This window comes from Haemophilus paracuniculus (genome assembly GCF_002015115.1).
GTDB classification, from domain to species: domain Bacteria; phylum Pseudomonadota; class Gammaproteobacteria; order Enterobacterales; family Pasteurellaceae; genus Haemophilus_E; species Haemophilus_E paracuniculus.
Window position 1 is genome coordinate 39771 of record NZ_MUYA01000009.1, and the last position, 17143, is coordinate 56913.

Annotated in this window: 11 protein-coding genes and 1 pseudogene; 5 read left to right on the plus strand and 7 right to left on the minus strand. The window is 41.7% G+C overall.

The features are described from left to right. Nucleotides 1-18: 18 nt before the first annotated feature. The 5 genes and pseudogenes from B0187_RS07510 to znuC form a co-directional block, all read right to left on the minus strand. Nucleotides 19-882 (minus strand): DNA methyltransferase, encoded by an 864-nt coding sequence (locus tag B0187_RS07510; protein ID WP_078237250.1) that lies wholly within the window; start codon nt 880-882, stop codon nt 19-21. An 11-nt stretch (nt 883-893) separates the two neighbouring features. Then, entirely contained in the window at nt 894-3338 is a 2445-nt protein-coding gene (locus B0187_RS07515) for a type II restriction enzyme NmeDI-related protein (RefSeq protein ID WP_078237251.1), read from the minus strand. Nucleotides 3339-3348: 10 nt separating this feature from the next. Continuing rightward, nucleotides 3349-3550, minus strand: a pseudogene (locus B0187_RS10375) (IS1595 family transposase); the annotation flags it as partial. Nucleotides 3551-3595: 45 nt separating this feature from the next. Then, the gene (gene znuB / locus B0187_RS07520; protein ID WP_078237252.1) at nt 3596-4384 is read right to left on the minus strand and encodes a zinc ABC transporter permease subunit ZnuB; all 789 of its coding nucleotides are present in this window, start codon (nt 4382-4384) and stop codon (nt 3596-3598) included. A 9-nt stretch (nt 4385-4393) separates the two neighbouring features. Then, nucleotides 4394-5176: a zinc ABC transporter ATP-binding protein ZnuC gene (gene znuC, locus B0187_RS07525; protein WP_078237253.1), complete on the minus strand. Its 783-nt coding sequence runs from the start codon at nt 5174-5176 to the stop codon at nt 4394-4396. 136 nt (nt 5177-5312) lie between these two features. Here znuC and mepM point away from each other — a divergent pair, with 136 nt between their 5' ends. The 5 genes from mepM (at nt 5313) to B0187_RS07550 (ending at nt 11320) form a co-directional block, all read left to right on the plus strand. Then, nucleotides 5313-6947: a murein DD-endopeptidase MepM gene (gene mepM / locus B0187_RS07530; protein WP_245797019.1), complete on the plus strand. Its 1635-nt coding sequence runs from the start codon at nt 5313-5315 to the stop codon at nt 6945-6947. 9 nt (nt 6948-6956) lie between these two features. Then, a complete protein-coding gene (gene dsbC, locus B0187_RS07535) occupies nt 6957-7640 on the plus strand; it encodes a bifunctional protein-disulfide isomerase/oxidoreductase DsbC (protein WP_078237254.1) in 684 nt (227 codons plus the stop codon). An 89-nt stretch (nt 7641-7729) separates the two neighbouring features. Continuing rightward, on the plus strand, nt 7730-9460 hold the full coding sequence (gene recJ / locus B0187_RS07540) for a single-stranded-DNA-specific exonuclease RecJ (protein WP_078237255.1): 1731 nt from the start codon (nt 7730-7732) through the stop codon (nt 9458-9460). A 115-nt stretch (nt 9461-9575) separates the two neighbouring features. Further along, the gene (locus B0187_RS07545; protein WP_078237256.1) at nt 9576-10424 is read left to right on the plus strand and encodes an OmpA family protein; all 849 of its coding nucleotides are present in this window, start codon (nt 9576-9578) and stop codon (nt 10422-10424) included. 77 nt (nt 10425-10501) lie between these two features. Further along, entirely contained in the window at nt 10502-11320 is an 819-nt protein-coding gene (locus B0187_RS07550) for a pyridoxal phosphatase (RefSeq protein WP_078237257.1), read from the plus strand. 127 nt (nt 11321-11447) lie between these two features. Here the strand turns inward: B0187_RS07550 and B0187_RS07555 are convergent, their stop codons facing one another. Further along, nucleotides 11448-16205, minus strand: coding sequence for an exo-alpha-sialidase (locus B0187_RS07555; RefSeq protein ID WP_078237258.1), 4758 nt, complete (start codon nt 16203-16205; stop codon nt 11448-11450). Between the two features lie 53 nt (nt 16206-16258). Continuing rightward, nucleotides 16259-17140: an N-acetylneuraminate lyase gene (gene nanA, locus B0187_RS07560; protein ID WP_078237259.1), complete on the minus strand. Its 882-nt coding sequence runs from the start codon at nt 17138-17140 to the stop codon at nt 16259-16261. Nucleotides 17141-17143: the final 3 nt, after the last annotated feature.

Here is a 17143-nt window from a genome sequence, read left to right on the forward strand (position 1 = left end):
TGAAATGGCTATCCATTTCTACGTTTTTGTTACCCTTCGGAACGAAATCATATTTTGATGATTATGATTAATCTTATATGCAAACGGATAGCCGAATGGGTAGAGGGGTTTGTTGTCCTGTAGTAAAATAGTAGTACCTACAAATTCAAATCCAATAGATTGCATTATTCTTACAATATCACCTTGTACATTTATTTCCTTTTTATCAACTGTAAAATCACTAATTACAATCGTGCAATATCTGCCCTCTTTTAATGCCTGAAACAAGTAGGTAAATAATTCTTTCAACTTCGTTAAGAAATCATGATAAGTTTCGCAATTACCTAAATCCTCTGGTTTATCCGAATAATAATTAGCACCAATACGACCTCCATTCCTAAAACCTTTTTCACTTTTATCTGTCCTCAATCCCTGTGCCTTGTTTTTAAGTATGTTGTGGTAAGGAGGAGATGTAACTATATAGTCGATAGACTCTTTTTCTAGGTGTTTTGATAAATCTAATGAATTACCCAATAGATATTTATAATTATCTATTATATTTAAATCATCTAGCCTGTTTATTGCTAAGGTTTTATACGTTTCATTCAAATCAAATCCTATACATTTTCGTTCTAGATTATGAGCGGCGATAATAGTTGTACCACTACCACAAAAGGGGTCTAAAACAGTCATACCTCTTTTTGTAAAAAAACTTATCAATTTTTCGGTATCTTTGATTAAAAATGGGGCTGGATGTTTCATAGCAGCTTTGTCAGCGGCACATTTTTCAGAAAACCAAAAACTTTTAGTAAGTTTTAACCACTCTTTGCCAGTTAGATCATTTAATTTATTTCTTGCATCATAAACGCCATTTAAATTTTTTTCTTGCGGAATATTATTCATAGATTTATCTCTTAAATATCCTTAAATAAGGCTTGAATATTAGATAATTTCAAATTCTTTATTGAAACTAAATTATCAATGTCAGAATAAGTAATGTATTTCCACTTATACTGTTTAAAACCATCTATAAAAAATTTATCTTTAATATTCAACAGCTCTTTCTCTCTTTCATTAGGAATAACAATGAACCGTTCGACTGAGTCATTTGCATTAGAAGCTCTTTGAATAGCAGAAGTAATAGTGGTTGAGTTCTCAATTTCAATTAAATATCTCAACTTTCCTTTCTCGAGCCATACTAAATCAATCATTTCTAAGCGCTTGCAAACTTCATCGCTCAAATTCAAGTGAGTTAAATTTGTATAATCAGCACTTTCCCTTAAAGTTTGATTATTAATTATTTCGGACTGTTCTCGTTTCCCAACAAAAATCTCATATTTCAGGGATTTAGCCAATTTAATAAGTTTAAAAATATATTGAGTATGCTTTGTAGCTCTTTCTTCATATAACTCTCGTTGGAAAACCCACTTTTCTTGGCTTTTTACCGCATATTTTTTTAAAATATTTTGAACAGAATGATTGTCTGGGGTTAATCCATTCGGAAATTTCATAAAAACTTCCTTTAAAACATCATCAAGAGTTACTGCACCATTTGCTCTCAATAAAGAAATAATACATTGCTCAACTCGCTCTGTTAGCGGAATGTCAGGATAGTTTATATGTGATTTAGGATTTTTAAACCACCAAAATTTTCCAGCTTGGGTATTTAAGTTGTCGGAAAGTATAAATGTGCTATCAATATGTTTTTTGAGTGTGGTTTCAATCGTTTTATCTACATCTTCAATTAATTGCCCACTCATTGACAAATTAGCTAATATACCGTTAAAAAGAATTTGGTAAGGAGTAGGCTCATTTCTTTTTGCAATAACATCAATCGCTGCACTTAGAATCGTATTATTAATTTCACGTTCATTTGTAGTTGAATAAATGGTAGTCACAGAATTTTGTTTAACACACCTAATATAAAAATCAGTACCCGAAGTTCCATAAGGATTAGAAACGACAGATTCTCCTGCTCTTAAGTTTTGTTGATGAATGACTTTTTCGATTTGGAAACCTGCTAATTTTATAGCCCTTAAAAAAGCATTCCAAACTGCAATTTCTTTGTTATGGAATGTCAGAACCATTTTTCCATCATCTTTTAAAACCTTATGAAGTTGCTTCAATCCGCCTACAAATCTCTTTTCGTATACCTCAATACTCATCTTTCTTTCTTTATTAACGGATATTTCGGCATCAAAATTTGGTTTATAGCGAGTATCGATATTTTGTAGCCAAATCAACCAAATATAGGATAAATCCAAATATTGAACTAAACCACCATAAGGAGGATCAGTTAAAATAAAATCGACAGATTTTTCTTCTAAAAATAAATCTAACGAATTAATGTCAATCATTCCATATTTTAATTGGTAGGTTTTGTTCTTTTTTTGCTTGTTAGATGCTGTTATTTCTCTTTTTTTAATAGGTTGGTTTAATTCAGCGTGCAAATAAGTATTAGCATTATTCAAAGCTGAATCCACCGACTGTTTCCCAAAGCAACTCCCTTTAAAAACATACAAAGGATTTTGTTCCATTTGCCTATTTGCACACAAATAGGCCGAACGCCCCCAACTAGTTGAGAATGGTCTTTTGGCTTTCTCTTCTCTCGGTACACTCATTTTTGTGCATAAATGAACAGTTTGAATGAATCCAAATAGTAAGTGCTGTTGTAGCTCGTTAGATGAAATTTCTTTAATTTTAGAAAAGATCAATGCTAATACATACAAGTTTCGCTCTGTCCAAATATTTTTAAAATTATTACCACCAATATTCTTTATAAATGACTGATTGAAACTATCTGATTGTGGAAATAGTTGATTAGGATAAAATAATTCTAACTTATCTAAATCAATACCCTTTGAATATTGAATCGCATTGGAATCAAATTTGTTAGGTTTTCGGAGTGATTTAGTTTCCTTAATTTTGTTTGATTTTGTTCTCTGATATGAAATTAGACCAACTTCATATGGTACGCCATTATTGAATTTAACATGATGTATAACTTCTTTATTGTATTTATAGAGATTATTATAGATTACATCATTATCTACAAATTTAATTATCTCTTCAACTTTATCTCTAAAAGCTTCAGAATTATAATTTGAAGTGAAAATTTCAATCATAAAAGTGCTTAACGGATTTAAATCAAATCCAATAGTTTTACGTTTCCCCTTTAAGGATTCTATAACGGACATTCCACTACCACAGAAAGGGTCAAGAAATACACCATCTTCAGGTGTATAGTTTAAAATGTATTCCGCCCAAATGTTGTGTGGTTTTTTCCCCCAGTATTTCATTGCTGTGTAGATAGGAGGGCGTGTTGTTTCAACTAGCGCATAATCTATTTCTTTTTTCATAATAAATCTCTTATGGCACAAGAATAGTAGGACGTTTAGATATATCTGCCAACCTAATCGTATACATAGTTTGGCAAATGAAATTTAACAAAACTGCTTCTTTATTTGACAAAGTATCTTGGGATAAATTCACAAAATTGTGGTGTTCCAAGTCGTTATTTAAATACTTAGTTACCACACCTTTAAACCAGATGAACAATCATGTTTTTCAATCAACTAAGGTTTTATCAAATTTTAGCGAAAATATCAACGGATTACTAGAACAAATTCTTCTTTTTCAGTAATGATAAGAAGAAAAGTCCGCCTGCGGCAAGCACCACCGAAGGGCCTGCGGGAGTATCTTTCCAGCCTGAAAATAATAAGCCTAAACTGACCGCTAGCATACTGAATAACACCGCATAAACCACCATTTGTTCAGGGCTTTTGGCGAAACGGCGGGCAATGGCGGACGGAATAATCAGCAAGGCAGTGATGATTAACGCCCCAACAAATTTCATACTTAACGCAATGGTGAGGGCGGTTAAAATCATCAAAATAAAACGTAAGCGAGTAACATTTAAGCCCTCAATTTGGGCGAGTTCAGGGCTGATCGTGATCGAGAGAAATTTCTGCCAGAAAAAGGCGAGAACGCCACAGATTGCAACCGCCCCAATGCCTATCAAGATCACATCGTCAAAGTGGATCGCTAACAGATCGCCGAATAGGTAGGACATCAAATCCACCCGCACATTGTCGAGCAGGCTAATGGTGATTACGCCCAGCGACAGGCTGGAATGGGCGACAATGCCGAGCAGAGTATCGACCGAGTAAGCGGTGCGATGTTCGATCCACGTTAATAATAGGGCGAGTAGGATGGTCATTCCAATCACGGCAAGGTAGGGATTGATTTCCAAAAAAATGCCGAGAGCCACGCCGAGTAGTGCCGAGTGGGCGAGGGTGTCGCCGAAATATGCCATTTTTCGCCAAATCACAAAAGCCCCGAGCGGTGCGGTGATCAGCGAAAGTAAAATGCCTGCCAGCCACGCAGGAAAAAGAATTTCAAACATTGTGCTTCCCTAATGTTGGCATTGCCCGTTGCAGACATTGCCGGTTAAATCGTGATGATGATTGTGGCGGTGTGAGTAAAACGCCACATTTTGTGCGAATTGATCGCCAAATAGATGAATAAAGTGGGGATCGTTGGAAATTTGTTCAGGCGTTCCCGCACAACAGAGGTGGCGATTGATGCACAGCACCTCATCGGTGTTCGCCATTACAAGGTTCAAATCGTGGGAAACCATTAAAATCGCACAATCTAGCCACGAGCGAAGATGATTTAATAGTTGATAGAGTTCCGTTTGCCCTGTAATATCAACCCCTTGCATCGGTTCGTCTAAAATCAGCAACTGCGGACGGTTCAAAATCGCCCTTGCCAACAGCACCCGCTGCTGTTCGCCACCCGATAATTTATGTAGCTGGCTTTCGGCAAGATGTTGAATGGAAAAGAGTTTTAACGCTTCGTTAATTTCCGTTTCGCTGGTTTGCGGTTTGAGCTGCAAAAAACGGCGAACGCTGATCGGCATTGATTGTTCCAACTGTAATTTTTGTGGCACATAGCCGATTTTCAGCCCTGCTTTATGATGCACCTTGCCCGAGGTCGGCTGGATCAATTTTAGTAACACTTTCAGCAGGGTTGATTTTCCACCGCCGTTTGGACCCACAATAGTGGTTATCGAATTGGCGGCAATGGCTAAATTGATATTTTGTAAAGCGTGCTTTGTACCAAATTGCACATTGATTTGTTCAAGTTGCACTAAAATATCCGCCGATTTGGGCGGTTTGATTTTATAAATTTGCATAATTCACGAAAAACAGCGATAACAAGCGGTCAAATTAGCGGATTTTTTTGCAACTCGCAACGAAAAAGGGAATTTATTTTTATTCCATATGTCGTAAACAAGCGTTTTAAACGTGAAAGAAGAATAGGAAGATATTTTGGGAAAAGTGGTTTTTGCACGAGACAGACGCCGTAAAAAAGCACGGATTCGGGCTTTTTTATTTTTGGTGGCGTTTGGCTCAATTGCCCTTGGCATCGGCTTAATGTTTAACAATTCCAACTCGAAACAAGCCCCTGCGGAAGCTACGGTGGCATTGGTGGATGAGCCACAAGTTGAGTCTTTGACAGCAGATCAAAATGCACTGTTGCAGGCGTTATCGGCACAAATTGCTCAATCCAAATCGCTACTTGTTACCTTTGAAGAAAAATTAGAACAGAGCTTAGGCGAGGAAACCGCACAGCAGACAGCACAAGCGGATACAAGCGGTGGGATTGATGAAAAAAATGCGGAAGATGCCGCTGAAAAAGAAGATGAAAAAGACGTAGAAGACGAAAAAGAGGCAGAATTACCCGAAGATCCGAACGCCACCTCTTACTACGATGAATCAGAAAGTAAAGACGAAGTCGATGAAGAAAATCCAGAGCAAGAAGTCGCCAAGCAAGAGCCACAGGAAGTGTTGCCAAAAGAGGCGGAAGCGGCATTGGATAGCTTGCTTGATGTTGCCGATCAAGCGTTGCGGATTCAAGATCAATTTAGCTACACCGTGGGGCGTGGCGATAAACTCAAAGATGTGCTGGAACAGTCGGGCTTATCGGCGAGTGTCGCGAAATCAATGATTAAGCGTGATCCCGAACTCAATAATTTGCAAGGCGGACAACAATTCTACTGGATCTTAGATAATCAAGGTCAGCTAGAATATATGAACTGGCTCGTGTCAGAAAAAGAAGAGCGAGTTTATGAACGCAAAGAGAACGGCAAATGGGCGATTCAACGCATTGAGAAAAAGGGCGAATGGCGGCAAGATGTGGTGCGAGGCATTATCAACGGTGGCTTTGACCAAAGTTTGAAATTAGTCGGCTTGTCCGACCGTCAAATCAGCCAACTTTCAGTGGGGTTACAATCTCAAATTGCCACCAATAAACTGAAAAAAGGCGATAAATTTGCGATTTTAGTCAAGCGTGAATACATTAACGGCACGGTTACGGATGTCGGCAACGTTGAGGGAATTGTAGTCGTTAGCGACAAGAAAAGTTTCTATGCGATTCAAGCGGATAATGGGCGTTATTACAGCAACCACGGCGAAACTTTAAATAAAGGCTTTGCACGGCAGCCGTTACTCTTTACCTCACGGATTTCATCGCACTTTAACCCTCGCCGTTTGCACCCGATTACCAAACGGGTTCGCCCGCATAATGGCACGGATTTCCCGCTGGCAGTTGGCACGCCGATTGTCGCCCCGTCTGACGGCGTGGTCGATCACGTTGCCTATCAGCCGAATGGGGCAGGGCATTATATTCGGATTCGACACGGCTACATTTCCACCGTGTATATGCACCTCAGCAAAAAATTGGTGAAAGTGGGGCAGACCGTCAAAAAAGGCGACCGCATTGCCTTATCGGGCAATTCGGGGGCTTCCACTGGGCCGCACTTGCATTATGAATTGCATATTAACGGTCGCCCTGTGAATGCGATGACGGTGAAATTACCAGGTTCAAATACGGGAATGGCGGATAAAGAACGTCAATCTTTCTTGGCAAGAGCCAAAAACGTAATGGCAAAACTTAAATTTTAAGGATTAACAATGAAAAAACATCTTCTCGGATTAAGCCTCGCCCTCGTGGCAGGTTCTGCAATGGCGAACGAGGCAAATTTAGTCAAACAGCTCGAAAAAATGGGGGCGAATAACGTCAAAATCAGCGAATCGCCACTAGCAGGTTTTAAAACAGCGATTTCTGATGAGGGCATTGTGCAGATCAGTAATGACGGTCGTTATGTGATCCACGGGCAAATTTTTGAGCTGAAAGACGGCAAGGCAACGGACATCACCAACCGCCCACTACTCGCTAATTTAGACGCAATCAAAAATGAGATGATCACTTACCCTGCCGTCAATCAAAAATATGTGGTGAATGTGTTTATGGACATCACTTGCGGCTACTGCCAAATGCTGCATAAACAGATTAAAGAGTATAACGATCTCGGCATTACCTTACGTTTCCTTGCGTTTCCACGCACGGGCTTGAACAGCCAAGCGGCGAAACAAATGGAAGCGATTTGGCAAGCCAAAGATCGTAATAAAGCCCTTGATGATGCCTACAATGGCGTTCTGCCAACCAACTTAAAATCAGCGGATTTGGTTAAACGCCACTATCAGCTTGGCTTAAAATTCGGGATTAACGGCACGCCAAACATCATTACCGAAAAAGGCGAAATGATCGCAGGCTATGTTGAACCGAAAGAATTACTCAAAATGTTGCAAGACTAATTAGCACTTTTCATTCAATGCAAGCGGGTAGATTCAGCGAAATTTTTAAAAATCTACCCGCTTGTCCGTTTTATTTTTGAAGAAAAACCGTGAAAAAACTGATCCAACAACGCCCCCAATTAACCAGCGAAACTTTATCCGACAATCCATTATTAAACCGCCTCTACCAAAGCCGTGGGGTAAAATCCCCCACCGAATTAGAGCGAGGGCTGGCGTTTTTGCACCGTCCGCAGCAGCTTGCCAACATTGAACAAGCGGTCGATTTACTGCTTGAAATTCGCCAAACGCAAGGGCGAATTGTGATTGTGGGCGATTTCGATGCGGACGGGGCAACCAGTACCGCTTTAACCTTGATTGGCTTACGCCAGCTCGGTTTTGAACGGGTCGATTATTTGATCCCCGACCGCTTTTCGCAGGGCTACGGGCTAAGTGTGGCGGTGGCGGAAATGGTACTTGCCAAAGGGGCGGATTTGGTTTTAACGGTGGATAACGGCATTTCTTCCTTTGAGGGGATTGATCTACTTAAAGCGAACGACCTGAAAGTGTTGGTTACCGATCATCATTTGCCCGCGGAAAAATTGCCGAATGCCGATGCGATGATTAACCCAAATCTACCCGCTTGCAGCTTTCCGTCTAAATCCTTGGCAGGGGTTGGGGTGGCGTTCTACCTGATGTTAGCCTTGCGAGGGCGAATGCGAGAGCAGGGCTATTTCAACGGCAACGAGCCGAATTTAGCCGATTTGTTGGATTTGGTCGCACTTGGCACGGTGGCGGATGTCGTCCCTCTCGATCAAAATAACCGCATTTTAGTTTTTCAAGGCTTACAACGGATTCAAGCAGGGCATTGCCGAGCGGGGATCAAAGCCCTTGCCGAAATCAGCAAAAGGGATCTTGCCCGTTTGCAAACGGCGGATCTCGGCTTTGCGATCGCCCCTCGCCTCAACGCGGCAGGGCGGTTGGAAAATATGTCCCTTGGGGTAGAATTATTGATTGCGGAAAATATGGACATCGCTCGCCAACTTGCCTTTGAGCTGGATAGCCTCAACCAAACTCGCAAAGAGTTCGAGCAAGAGATGAAAACCGAAGCCCTCGCCATTTGTGCCAAATTGCCTGCCTTGACGGATAAGGAAAGAGTAGGGGGCGTGGTGCTTTACCAAAGTGATTGGCACCAAGGGGTGATTGGCATTTTAGCCTCACGGATTAAAGATCAATTCCACCGCCCTGCGATTGCATTCGCCCAAGAGAGTGATGAGAGCGAATTTTTGAAAGGCTCGGCTCGTTCGATAGAGGGCTTGCATATGCGAGATCTGTTAGAACGGATTGATACGGCGTACCCAAATTTGATCCTCAAATTTGGCGGACACGCAATGGCGGCTGGTCTGACCATTCATCAAGATGATTTTTTGAAGTTTCAAACCGCTTTCGACAAAACAATGGCGGAAATGATTTCGCCAGAGCAGCTACAAGGGGTGGTTTACACGGACGGCGAATTAACCGCAAGTGAGTTCCAGCTTGATACCGCAAGGCTTTTACAACAAGCTGGCCCTTGGGGGCAGCATTTCCCCGAGCCTGTTTTTGAGGGGAAATTTAAAATTTTGCAACAGCGATTATTGGCGGAAAAACACCTCAAATTATTGGTGGAAAATGAGTATGGAATGTTGCTTGATGCGATTTGGTTTAATGTGGATTTACGCCAATATCCCGATCTTTCAATAAAAAATGCACGAATTGTTTATAAATTAGACATAAATGAGTTCCGAGGCAACGTGAATTTGCAATTATTTGTCCTCGAAATGGAAGATTTTCCAATAATTTCTTAATTGGGGTATAGTCTAGGCAATTTTTTTATTGTAAAATCGCCTCGCCTCTATCTATTGAGTTGGATATTGCGTCATTTAAATTAAGTTTAACTTACATATAAAGGAACAACTAGCAATGAAAAAAACGACTGTTTTTCGCGGATTGTTATTATCAGGCGTTGCACTTGCATTAACAGCGTGTGGTAACCTCAGCAAAGTAACTGACGAAGGTACTACTGATAACCCAGTATTCCCAAAAATCTCTGAGTCAGTATTTACCCACTCTGGTTCTGCATTTGGTTCTTGGCCAAACTGGGAAAACGTTCGTCAAATCGAACGTGGTATGACCAAAGATCAACTTTACTACCTCATCGGTCGTCCACACTTCAACGAAGGTTTATACGGCGTTTACGAGTGGGACTATGCGTTCAACTATCGTGAGAACGGCGTTCAAAAAATTTGTCAATTCAAAATCTTATTTGACAAAAACGAAAACGCACAAAGCTTCTTCTGGTATCCAAACGGCTGTAACGGCAACTCTAACTACAACCTAAGCGGTGATTTCTTATTCGACTTCGATAAAGATACCTTAACTGCAAAAGGTAAAGAAGTTGTTGATAACGTAGCAGCTCAATTAAAATCTTCACAAGCACAACAAGTTAAAGTTGCAGGTTACACAGACCGTTTAGGTTCTGAGCAATACAACTTAGGTCTTTCACAACGTCGTGCAAATATGGTTAAAGCCCGCTTAATCCAACAAGGCGTAACTGCACAAATCGAAGCAGTAGGTTACGGTAAAGCGAACCAAGTGAAAGCGTGTGATGGTGAGTCAGGTCAAGCGTTACGCGACTGCTTACGTCCAAACCGTCGTGTGGAAATCACTGCTAACGGTGGTGTGTTAAAACAAAACGAAGGTGGCAACGTTGCAGGTCCTAACGGTCCAGCACCACTTTACCAAACCCCACAATACAACTCAGGTAAATAATCCATTTTTTACTTGTGTAAAATAGCATAAAATAAAGGGCAGTTTTTTACTGCCCTTTTTATTTTTAAGGATTAACTATGACCTACCAAGCGATTGCATTCGATTTAGACGGCACACTCTTAACCTCACAAGCCACCATTCTTGAAGTCAGCAAACAAGTGATTCAACAAGCCCAAGCGAAAGGGCTAAAAGTGTTTCTCGTTACGGGGCGACACCACACCGCCGTTCGCCCTTACTATATGCAGCTCGGGCTAGATACCCCCGTGGTTTGCTGCAACGGTACTTATCTTTACGATTTCAAAAATGATGAAGTTTTGGCGGGCAATCCACTTTCCGCCGAGCAAGCCACCAGCGTAATTAGCCAAGCCCAAGCCGAGGGAATCCACGTTGCGGTCTATTTCCGTGATGCGATGACCTACGAATGGCTCAACCCGCATTTTGAGAAATTGCAAAAATGGGTGGCTTCTTGCCCTGAAAATGTGCGTCCGAATGTGCATCAAATCCCAAGTTTCCAAGCGGAAATTGAGCGTGGCACAACGGTTTGGAAAGTGTTGATCAGCGATCCCGATCTACAAAAAATGCAAAAATTTGTCGAAAAGCTACCCCTTGATCAATTCAGCCCTGAATGGTCTTGGGTGGATCGGGTGGACATCACTCGCCAAGGCAATAGCAAAGGGGCTATGCTCGCCGAATTATTACAGCGAGAAAATATCGATCCGCAAAATGTGATTGCCTTTGGGGATAATTTCAACGACATCAGTATGCTTTCATTGGTTGGAATGGGAATTGCAATGGGCGGCTCTGAAAATGAGGTGCAACAAGTGGCGAAACAAACGATTGGCTCAAATAATGAAGAGAGCATCGCCGAAGCGTTAAAACAACTACTGGCTCTCTAATACAAGGGGTAGGATTTCTAAAAATTTCTTATAAGGGCAGAAATGTTCTTTGAGTGAATAATGTGTTACTAAAACGAAAGGGCTGTTTTTACAGCCCTTTTATCTATCAATCTTAAGTTCATCTTAGTTAAAATTGATATTCCAATTTACCCACCACATTAGTTTGGTTGAGCTTCGCTTTAGACACCGCTTGGCGATGATTGAGCTGTAACCCAAGTTTTAATTGCGGGGTAATCGCCACATCGGCACTCGCTTTCCAAACAACAGCATTGCCTAAACGCCCTGTGGCAAATTGAGCAGATTGGTTGCCCGAAATGCGAACATTGTTGTTCGATTCGTTATTCTGCTCATAGAAAGCCCCCACTTTGAAACGCAGATTTTCGTTTTTCCACGCCAAATTTGCCCCTGCATATTGCGTCAATACGTTGTATGGTTTGAGCTGAATGTTCAAATCGGTATTTTCGTTAATACGCGTGGTTAAGCGTTGGTAACTTAAGCCAACCAATGGGGTAATTTCAAGGTTGCCGACTGGCATTGTGTAGCCTAATTCGGTAAAGGCTTGATATTGGTTTGCTTTGAGTTTTGCGACATCTTTGTTATTGGCGGTGGAAATCGTACCTCGATGGTAATGATAGCCTGCACCAAGATTCCACAACACGCCGTTTTGCCATTGATTGTGTAGGGTGGCGAGGAATGAGGTGGATTTATATTTCGCCTCACTCACGCCGTCCGCCGCTTGTGGGGTGACTTTTTGTTGGCTAAAGCCAATTGCGGTATGTAGCTCGGTAACGTCTGAAACAGGGATATAACCACCAAATAGGGTGCTGTTTTGTTTCATTTTGAAGCGGTAGCCGTAATTTGTAAAGCCTAAGTTGGAATCGTAGCTGATTTGGCTATAACGCTGATTGACATAGAAACCTTTTTTGTTATCCGACCAAATGTTGTCTAGCACCTGATTTTTCAGTTCGTTACCTTGAATATAGAGGGCAGAATTTGCTACAAGGTAAGATGGAATACGCGGCGACACCGCGACACGGCTTGGTTTAGGCTGAGCTGGTTGAACGATAACTTTTTCAACGGGTTTCGTTATTTCGATCGGTTTTGCTGGTGCAGTCGCTTTTGCCGTTTCAACAGGTTTTGCCGTTTCAGCAGGTTTCGCTGTTTCAACAGATTTCGCTGTTTCAACAGGTTTTGCTGGTTCAACAGGTTTAGCCGTTTCAACAGGTTTTGCCGTTTCAGCAGGTTTTGCCGTTTCAGTAGGTTTTACTGTTTCAACAGGTTTAGCCGTTTCAATAGGTTTTACTGGTTCAGTCTGTTTGCCTGGCGGAGGGAGTTCCATTGACGGTTTTTCGTAAACTAAGCTTGTACCTACTTGCGTAATCACTTTGACAACAGGATCGATTTCGTTACCACTTTCATCAATGATTTTGTTTTGCAAGCGGTAGTCGTAGTAGTTGCTATCTTTTGTGCCTAATTGATTTTGAGCCGCAACGGTCGCTTCTTTATCCACACTCACTAAGGTAAGCGGGTAGATATTGTTTAAACTTTGCTGTTGCACGGCACGATCAAGCACAAATTGTTTGAGCTTGCTCTCTTTTGCTTGAATCAGTGAGATCCCCTCATCCGCATCGTAGCGTCCATTGTTGTTACGATCAGAATGCCCTTGTTGATCGCCGAGCATTTCCACCGCAACAGGGATGCTATTTTCACTTTCCACTTTGCCGTTAATAAGAAGTTGATCGTGTTGCCATTCGGTCATTTCCGTTTGGTTGTTGTTTACTCGCAATAGCACCGCACCGCCCTCGTTATTGAGATTGGCAAGCGTGAGTGATTTTGGCTCAAATTCGCTCGTGCGTTGCACCCAACTTGGGGCAATTAAACTGCCTCTTTGCAACGTAGTGGTTGAGCGAATTTCGCCATTGCCCGCTAAAATGGCATTTTGATTGAGGTTCACAGGGCTATTCTCAATGCGACCAAGTAATTCAAGCGTGCCTTGAATATCGGTGTTGCCAGAATGTTGATAATTTCCACTGAGTGAGAGTAAACCATCGCCTGTTTTTAACAAGTCGCCAGCCCCCGTGGTATTGGCGGTCAGGGTAGCAGTCTCGCCTTGTTGATTATCAACAATAAGTTGGCCATTTTTCGCCAAATCTACCCGCTTGAAGTCGGCTTGGGTGCTACCTTGGAGTTGCAATTTCGCCTCGCTGGCGAGATTGACTTGATTTGCCGTATGTTGATTTTGTTGGAAAATCAAGGTGCCTTTGTCCACATCAACCTTATTTAAGGTGCTATTACCGTTTAGGGTAAATTGAGCATTTGTTTCGTTCGGTTGATAGGCAAAGTTGAGTAAACCTTGCGAACTGCCTAAATTACCATTGAGGCTACGCTCGCCCGATAACGCATAAGTGAGGGTGGCTGGTGTGTTGGCATTATTATTTAGGATATTGCCGTTTAGCGTTGTGGCAAATAATCCCTCATTACGGCTTTGGGCGGTGGTAAGGCTCACGGTATTGCCATTGAGATCTAGGGTACCGTTATTCAAGCTAAAATTGTTCAAATCCATTTGATCGGCTGAACCGAGTTTTGCCGTGCCTAGTTTATTGACTAAAACGTGATGATAGGCTTGTTTTTGACCGTTGCTATCCGCGGTTTGGTTTAAAGTCGCCGTGCCTTCATTCACGACTAAATCAGCATTATTGATGCCTGAACCGACTTTAACCATTTCGCCATCGCCGATTTTATAGAACGTTTCCTCTGTTTCGCTATTGAGGGAAATATCAACAGGTGTATTACGGCTATCACGATGAATAATGTTATCTCGCCATAACATCTCTTGCAGATTGAGGGTGGTGTAGATGATTTTTTCGGCACTTTCTTCATACAACAAACCTAAATCGCCATTCGGCAATTCAGTTAGATTGTTATAGGCGTAAGAACCAGTCGTAATCGTAGTGTTATATTTCCACTCAATCGAACCGTCTTCTTGCACTTCGCCCAGCCACACTTTGCCGTTTACACGTCCATTTGGTGAGCTAGGGTTCGCAAAGACCAAATATTCTTTACCGTTAATCCGTTTGGAATACTTAATCACGGAAAGTTGTGAATAAGGATCGGCAAGTTCTTCATAAAAATCAGGATTTACCTGCCAAGTGTAACCACCATCTTTACTGGTAGAAATACGTACAACCCCTAAGCGATTACGAGAAAACATTTTCAAATCGCCATTATCTAGCTCAACTAATTGTGATTCGGTTAATTCTGCATTAGTGTTATTTAAATAACGAGATCCACCTTGCTCAAAAAGTAATCTGTCATTTGGGGATTCGCCACGTTCCCACGTTTTACCGCCATCTTTACTGATAATTACCGCTGCCGATTGTTTTCCAGCAGCGTTTGTATAATAAACAGGTAAGATCAAATTACCATTTTTTAGCTGAATACCATTTCCTGGCCCAGTACCTAAGAATCGCATCCAATCAGCTTTCACTTGTGGCGTGATGTCAGTCGGATTTGACCAAGTTTCGCCGTTATCATCGGAATAAGTTAGCCAAAGATAGCTAGTAACGATGGTTTTTAGAGGGGCAGAGTCATTGCCTTGATAATTAGTTTGTAAAAAGACATTACCCAAACGCGTTTCGCCTTGGTAGAGATCGCCTAAATCTTTAAAAGCCTTTTCGGGATTGCCTTCAACTACTACGCGATAATCCGTTGGTTGATTTTGTTCGTTATAAACCACCCCATTTTCACGCACGGTGTATTGCTGTCTTCGATTATCAGTTAGCAAGCGGTAGGATTTACCATCAATATTTTTATAACCTGAACCTTCCGCAGATTGTTTATTGATGCCGAAAAAGCCTCTGGTTTCAGGGAACATATCTAATAGCATAAAGACACGCCCATTGGATTTGTCTTCCACCATCAGTGGGTCAATCAAAAAGGCAGCGTTTTCTTGTCCATAGCCTTGGGAAACTAGATCTAAAATCGTTTTATCTTCCGACCAAGTTTTTCCACCGTCATTACTACGGCGAACAGCAGTATCAATATCGCCCCAGTCAGCACTATGCTGATTACGTTTATCAATAGCCGCAATCGTCCAACCGCTTTGGGTGGTAATCAGAGACGGAATACGATAGTTTTTAGCCCCTGCTTGATCTTTCACAAAGATCGGCATTTTCTCGCCGAGATAAGCCCCTAAAGCGGTGCGTTTGGCTTCATCTTTTGCAAGAGCATCTTGATGTGCTTGTTGAAGTTGTTGATGTTTGGCAGCGACTTCGTCATCAGAAAGTACATTGCTTGTTACATCCGCATAATAGAGGTTGGCGGTGGCTCGCCAACCTGATTGTGAGTATCTTTCTGTTTTTCCTAAAAAAGCGGAAGAAAGGTTTCCAATATCTTCAAAAAATTTAGAAGCATTGTGGGTTTTACGTTTTTGTCCATCAACATAGATATTGATTTGCTGATTGGTTTTATCAAACGTGTAAGTAATCGTTCTAAATTCGCTATTATCACGAGGAAGATCTACGGTCAAAGCAGCGTTATCAATTAACGGACTGGTGTTACGTAGTTCTAATCCAACCACATCTTTTTCAGTAACATTTTTCGTAGGATCTGCATCAATACGATTCATATAGAGATTTAAATATTGCGTATTGCTGTTAGGATTAGATACTCCTAAAAAGGAAGTTACCCCTCGGCGAGCCACATTTTTGACTCTCAATGTAATGGAACCGCTACCCAACTGAAAAATATTCTGTTGAGTGAATTCGCTACTAATATCTTTAGGTTTAAGTAGATCACGCGTATCTTGATACTTAAACAAAGGCTCATTCGCGAATGATGTAGAAATAAGTGATGAAATAATGAGTGCAATCGTTTTCTTTTTCATAAGAGTCTCCTTTTAAAAAGAAAAGTTATTTAGAACGATACTACATTAGATGTTTACCCCAAAAATTGCTCTTTCAAACGTTTTGCTTCAGCAACTTGTTTTTCCGTGGCGGTTGAGGTCATTGGTTCACGGCAGTGACCTGCGTCCACGCCTTGAAGTTTGAGGATCTCTTTCAGGGTAAGGTAGAGTCCGTTGGCAAGCACGCCTTCGATTAAATCGTTGGTCACGCTTTGCACTTCGCGCGCCTCAGCAAGTTTGCCGGCTTGGGTTAATTCAAAAATCTGTCTAGCACGCAAGCCGTTTACGTTGAAAGTGCTACCGATTGCCCCGTCTGCACCGAGTGCCACCGCAGGGATCATCATTTCATCAAAGCCAGCCCAGAGTAGGTGGTTCGGGTAGGCTTTTTTCAAGCGTTCGAGCAGATAGAAATCGCCAGCGGTGAATTTCACGCCGAGGATTTTCGGGTTTTGATAGAGTTCGCCGAACTGTTCCACGCCGATGTTTACCCCCGTTAAGAAGGGGATTGAGTACACAATCATGTGGTTGCCCGTTTCCGCGATGATGGTATCGTAGTAGTGTTTGATTTCGGCAAAGCTGAATTTGTAGTAGAACGGTGTTACCGCAGAAAGGCAGTCGTAGCCGAGTTCGGTCGCATATTTGCCCAGTTCTACCGCTTCGTGCAGATTCACGCTCCCCACTTGGGCGATTAACGCCACCTGATCTTTCGCTTCGTCTTTGGCGATGCGGAAAATCTCTTTTTTCTCGGCGGTGGAAAGCATAAAGTTTTCGCCAGTGCTGCCGCCCACATACAAGCCATCGACTTTCATTTTGTCGATATTGTGGCGAACGATTTGGCGTAAACCTTGTTCGTTGATCGTGCCGTCTTGGTTAAATGAAACCAATAATGCACTAAAAATACCTTTTAAGTTTTTCATTTG

Coding starts and splice junctions, on each gene's coding strand:
- B0187_RS07510 (WP_078237250.1), bottom strand. CDS start 882: ATGAATAATATTCCGCAAGAAAAAAATTTAAATGGCGTTTATGATGCA.
- B0187_RS07515 (WP_078237251.1), bottom strand. CDS start 3,338: ATGAAAAAAGAAATAGATTATGCGCTAGTTGAAACAACACGCCCTCCT.
- znuB (WP_078237252.1), bottom strand. CDS start 4,384: ATGTTTGAAATTCTTTTTCCTGCGTGGCTGGCAGGCATTTTACTTTCG.
- znuC (WP_078237253.1), bottom strand. CDS start 5,176: ATGCAAATTTATAAAATCAAACCGCCCAAATCGGCGGATATTTTAGTG.
- dsbC (WP_078237254.1), top strand. CDS start 6,957: ATGAAAAAACATCTTCTCGGATTAAGCCTCGCCCTCGTGGCAGGTTCT.
- B0187_RS07545 (WP_078237256.1), top strand. CDS start 9,576: ATGAAAAAAACGACTGTTTTTCGCGGATTGTTATTATCAGGCGTTGCA.
- B0187_RS07550 (WP_078237257.1), top strand. CDS start 10,502: ATGACCTACCAAGCGATTGCATTCGATTTAGACGGCACACTCTTAACC.
- B0187_RS07555 (WP_078237258.1), bottom strand. CDS start 16,205: ATGAAAAAGAAAACGATTGCACTCATTATTTCATCACTTATTTCTACA.
- nanA (WP_078237259.1), bottom strand. CDS start 17,140: ATGAAAAACTTAAAAGGTATTTTTAGTGCATTATTGGTTTCATTTAAC.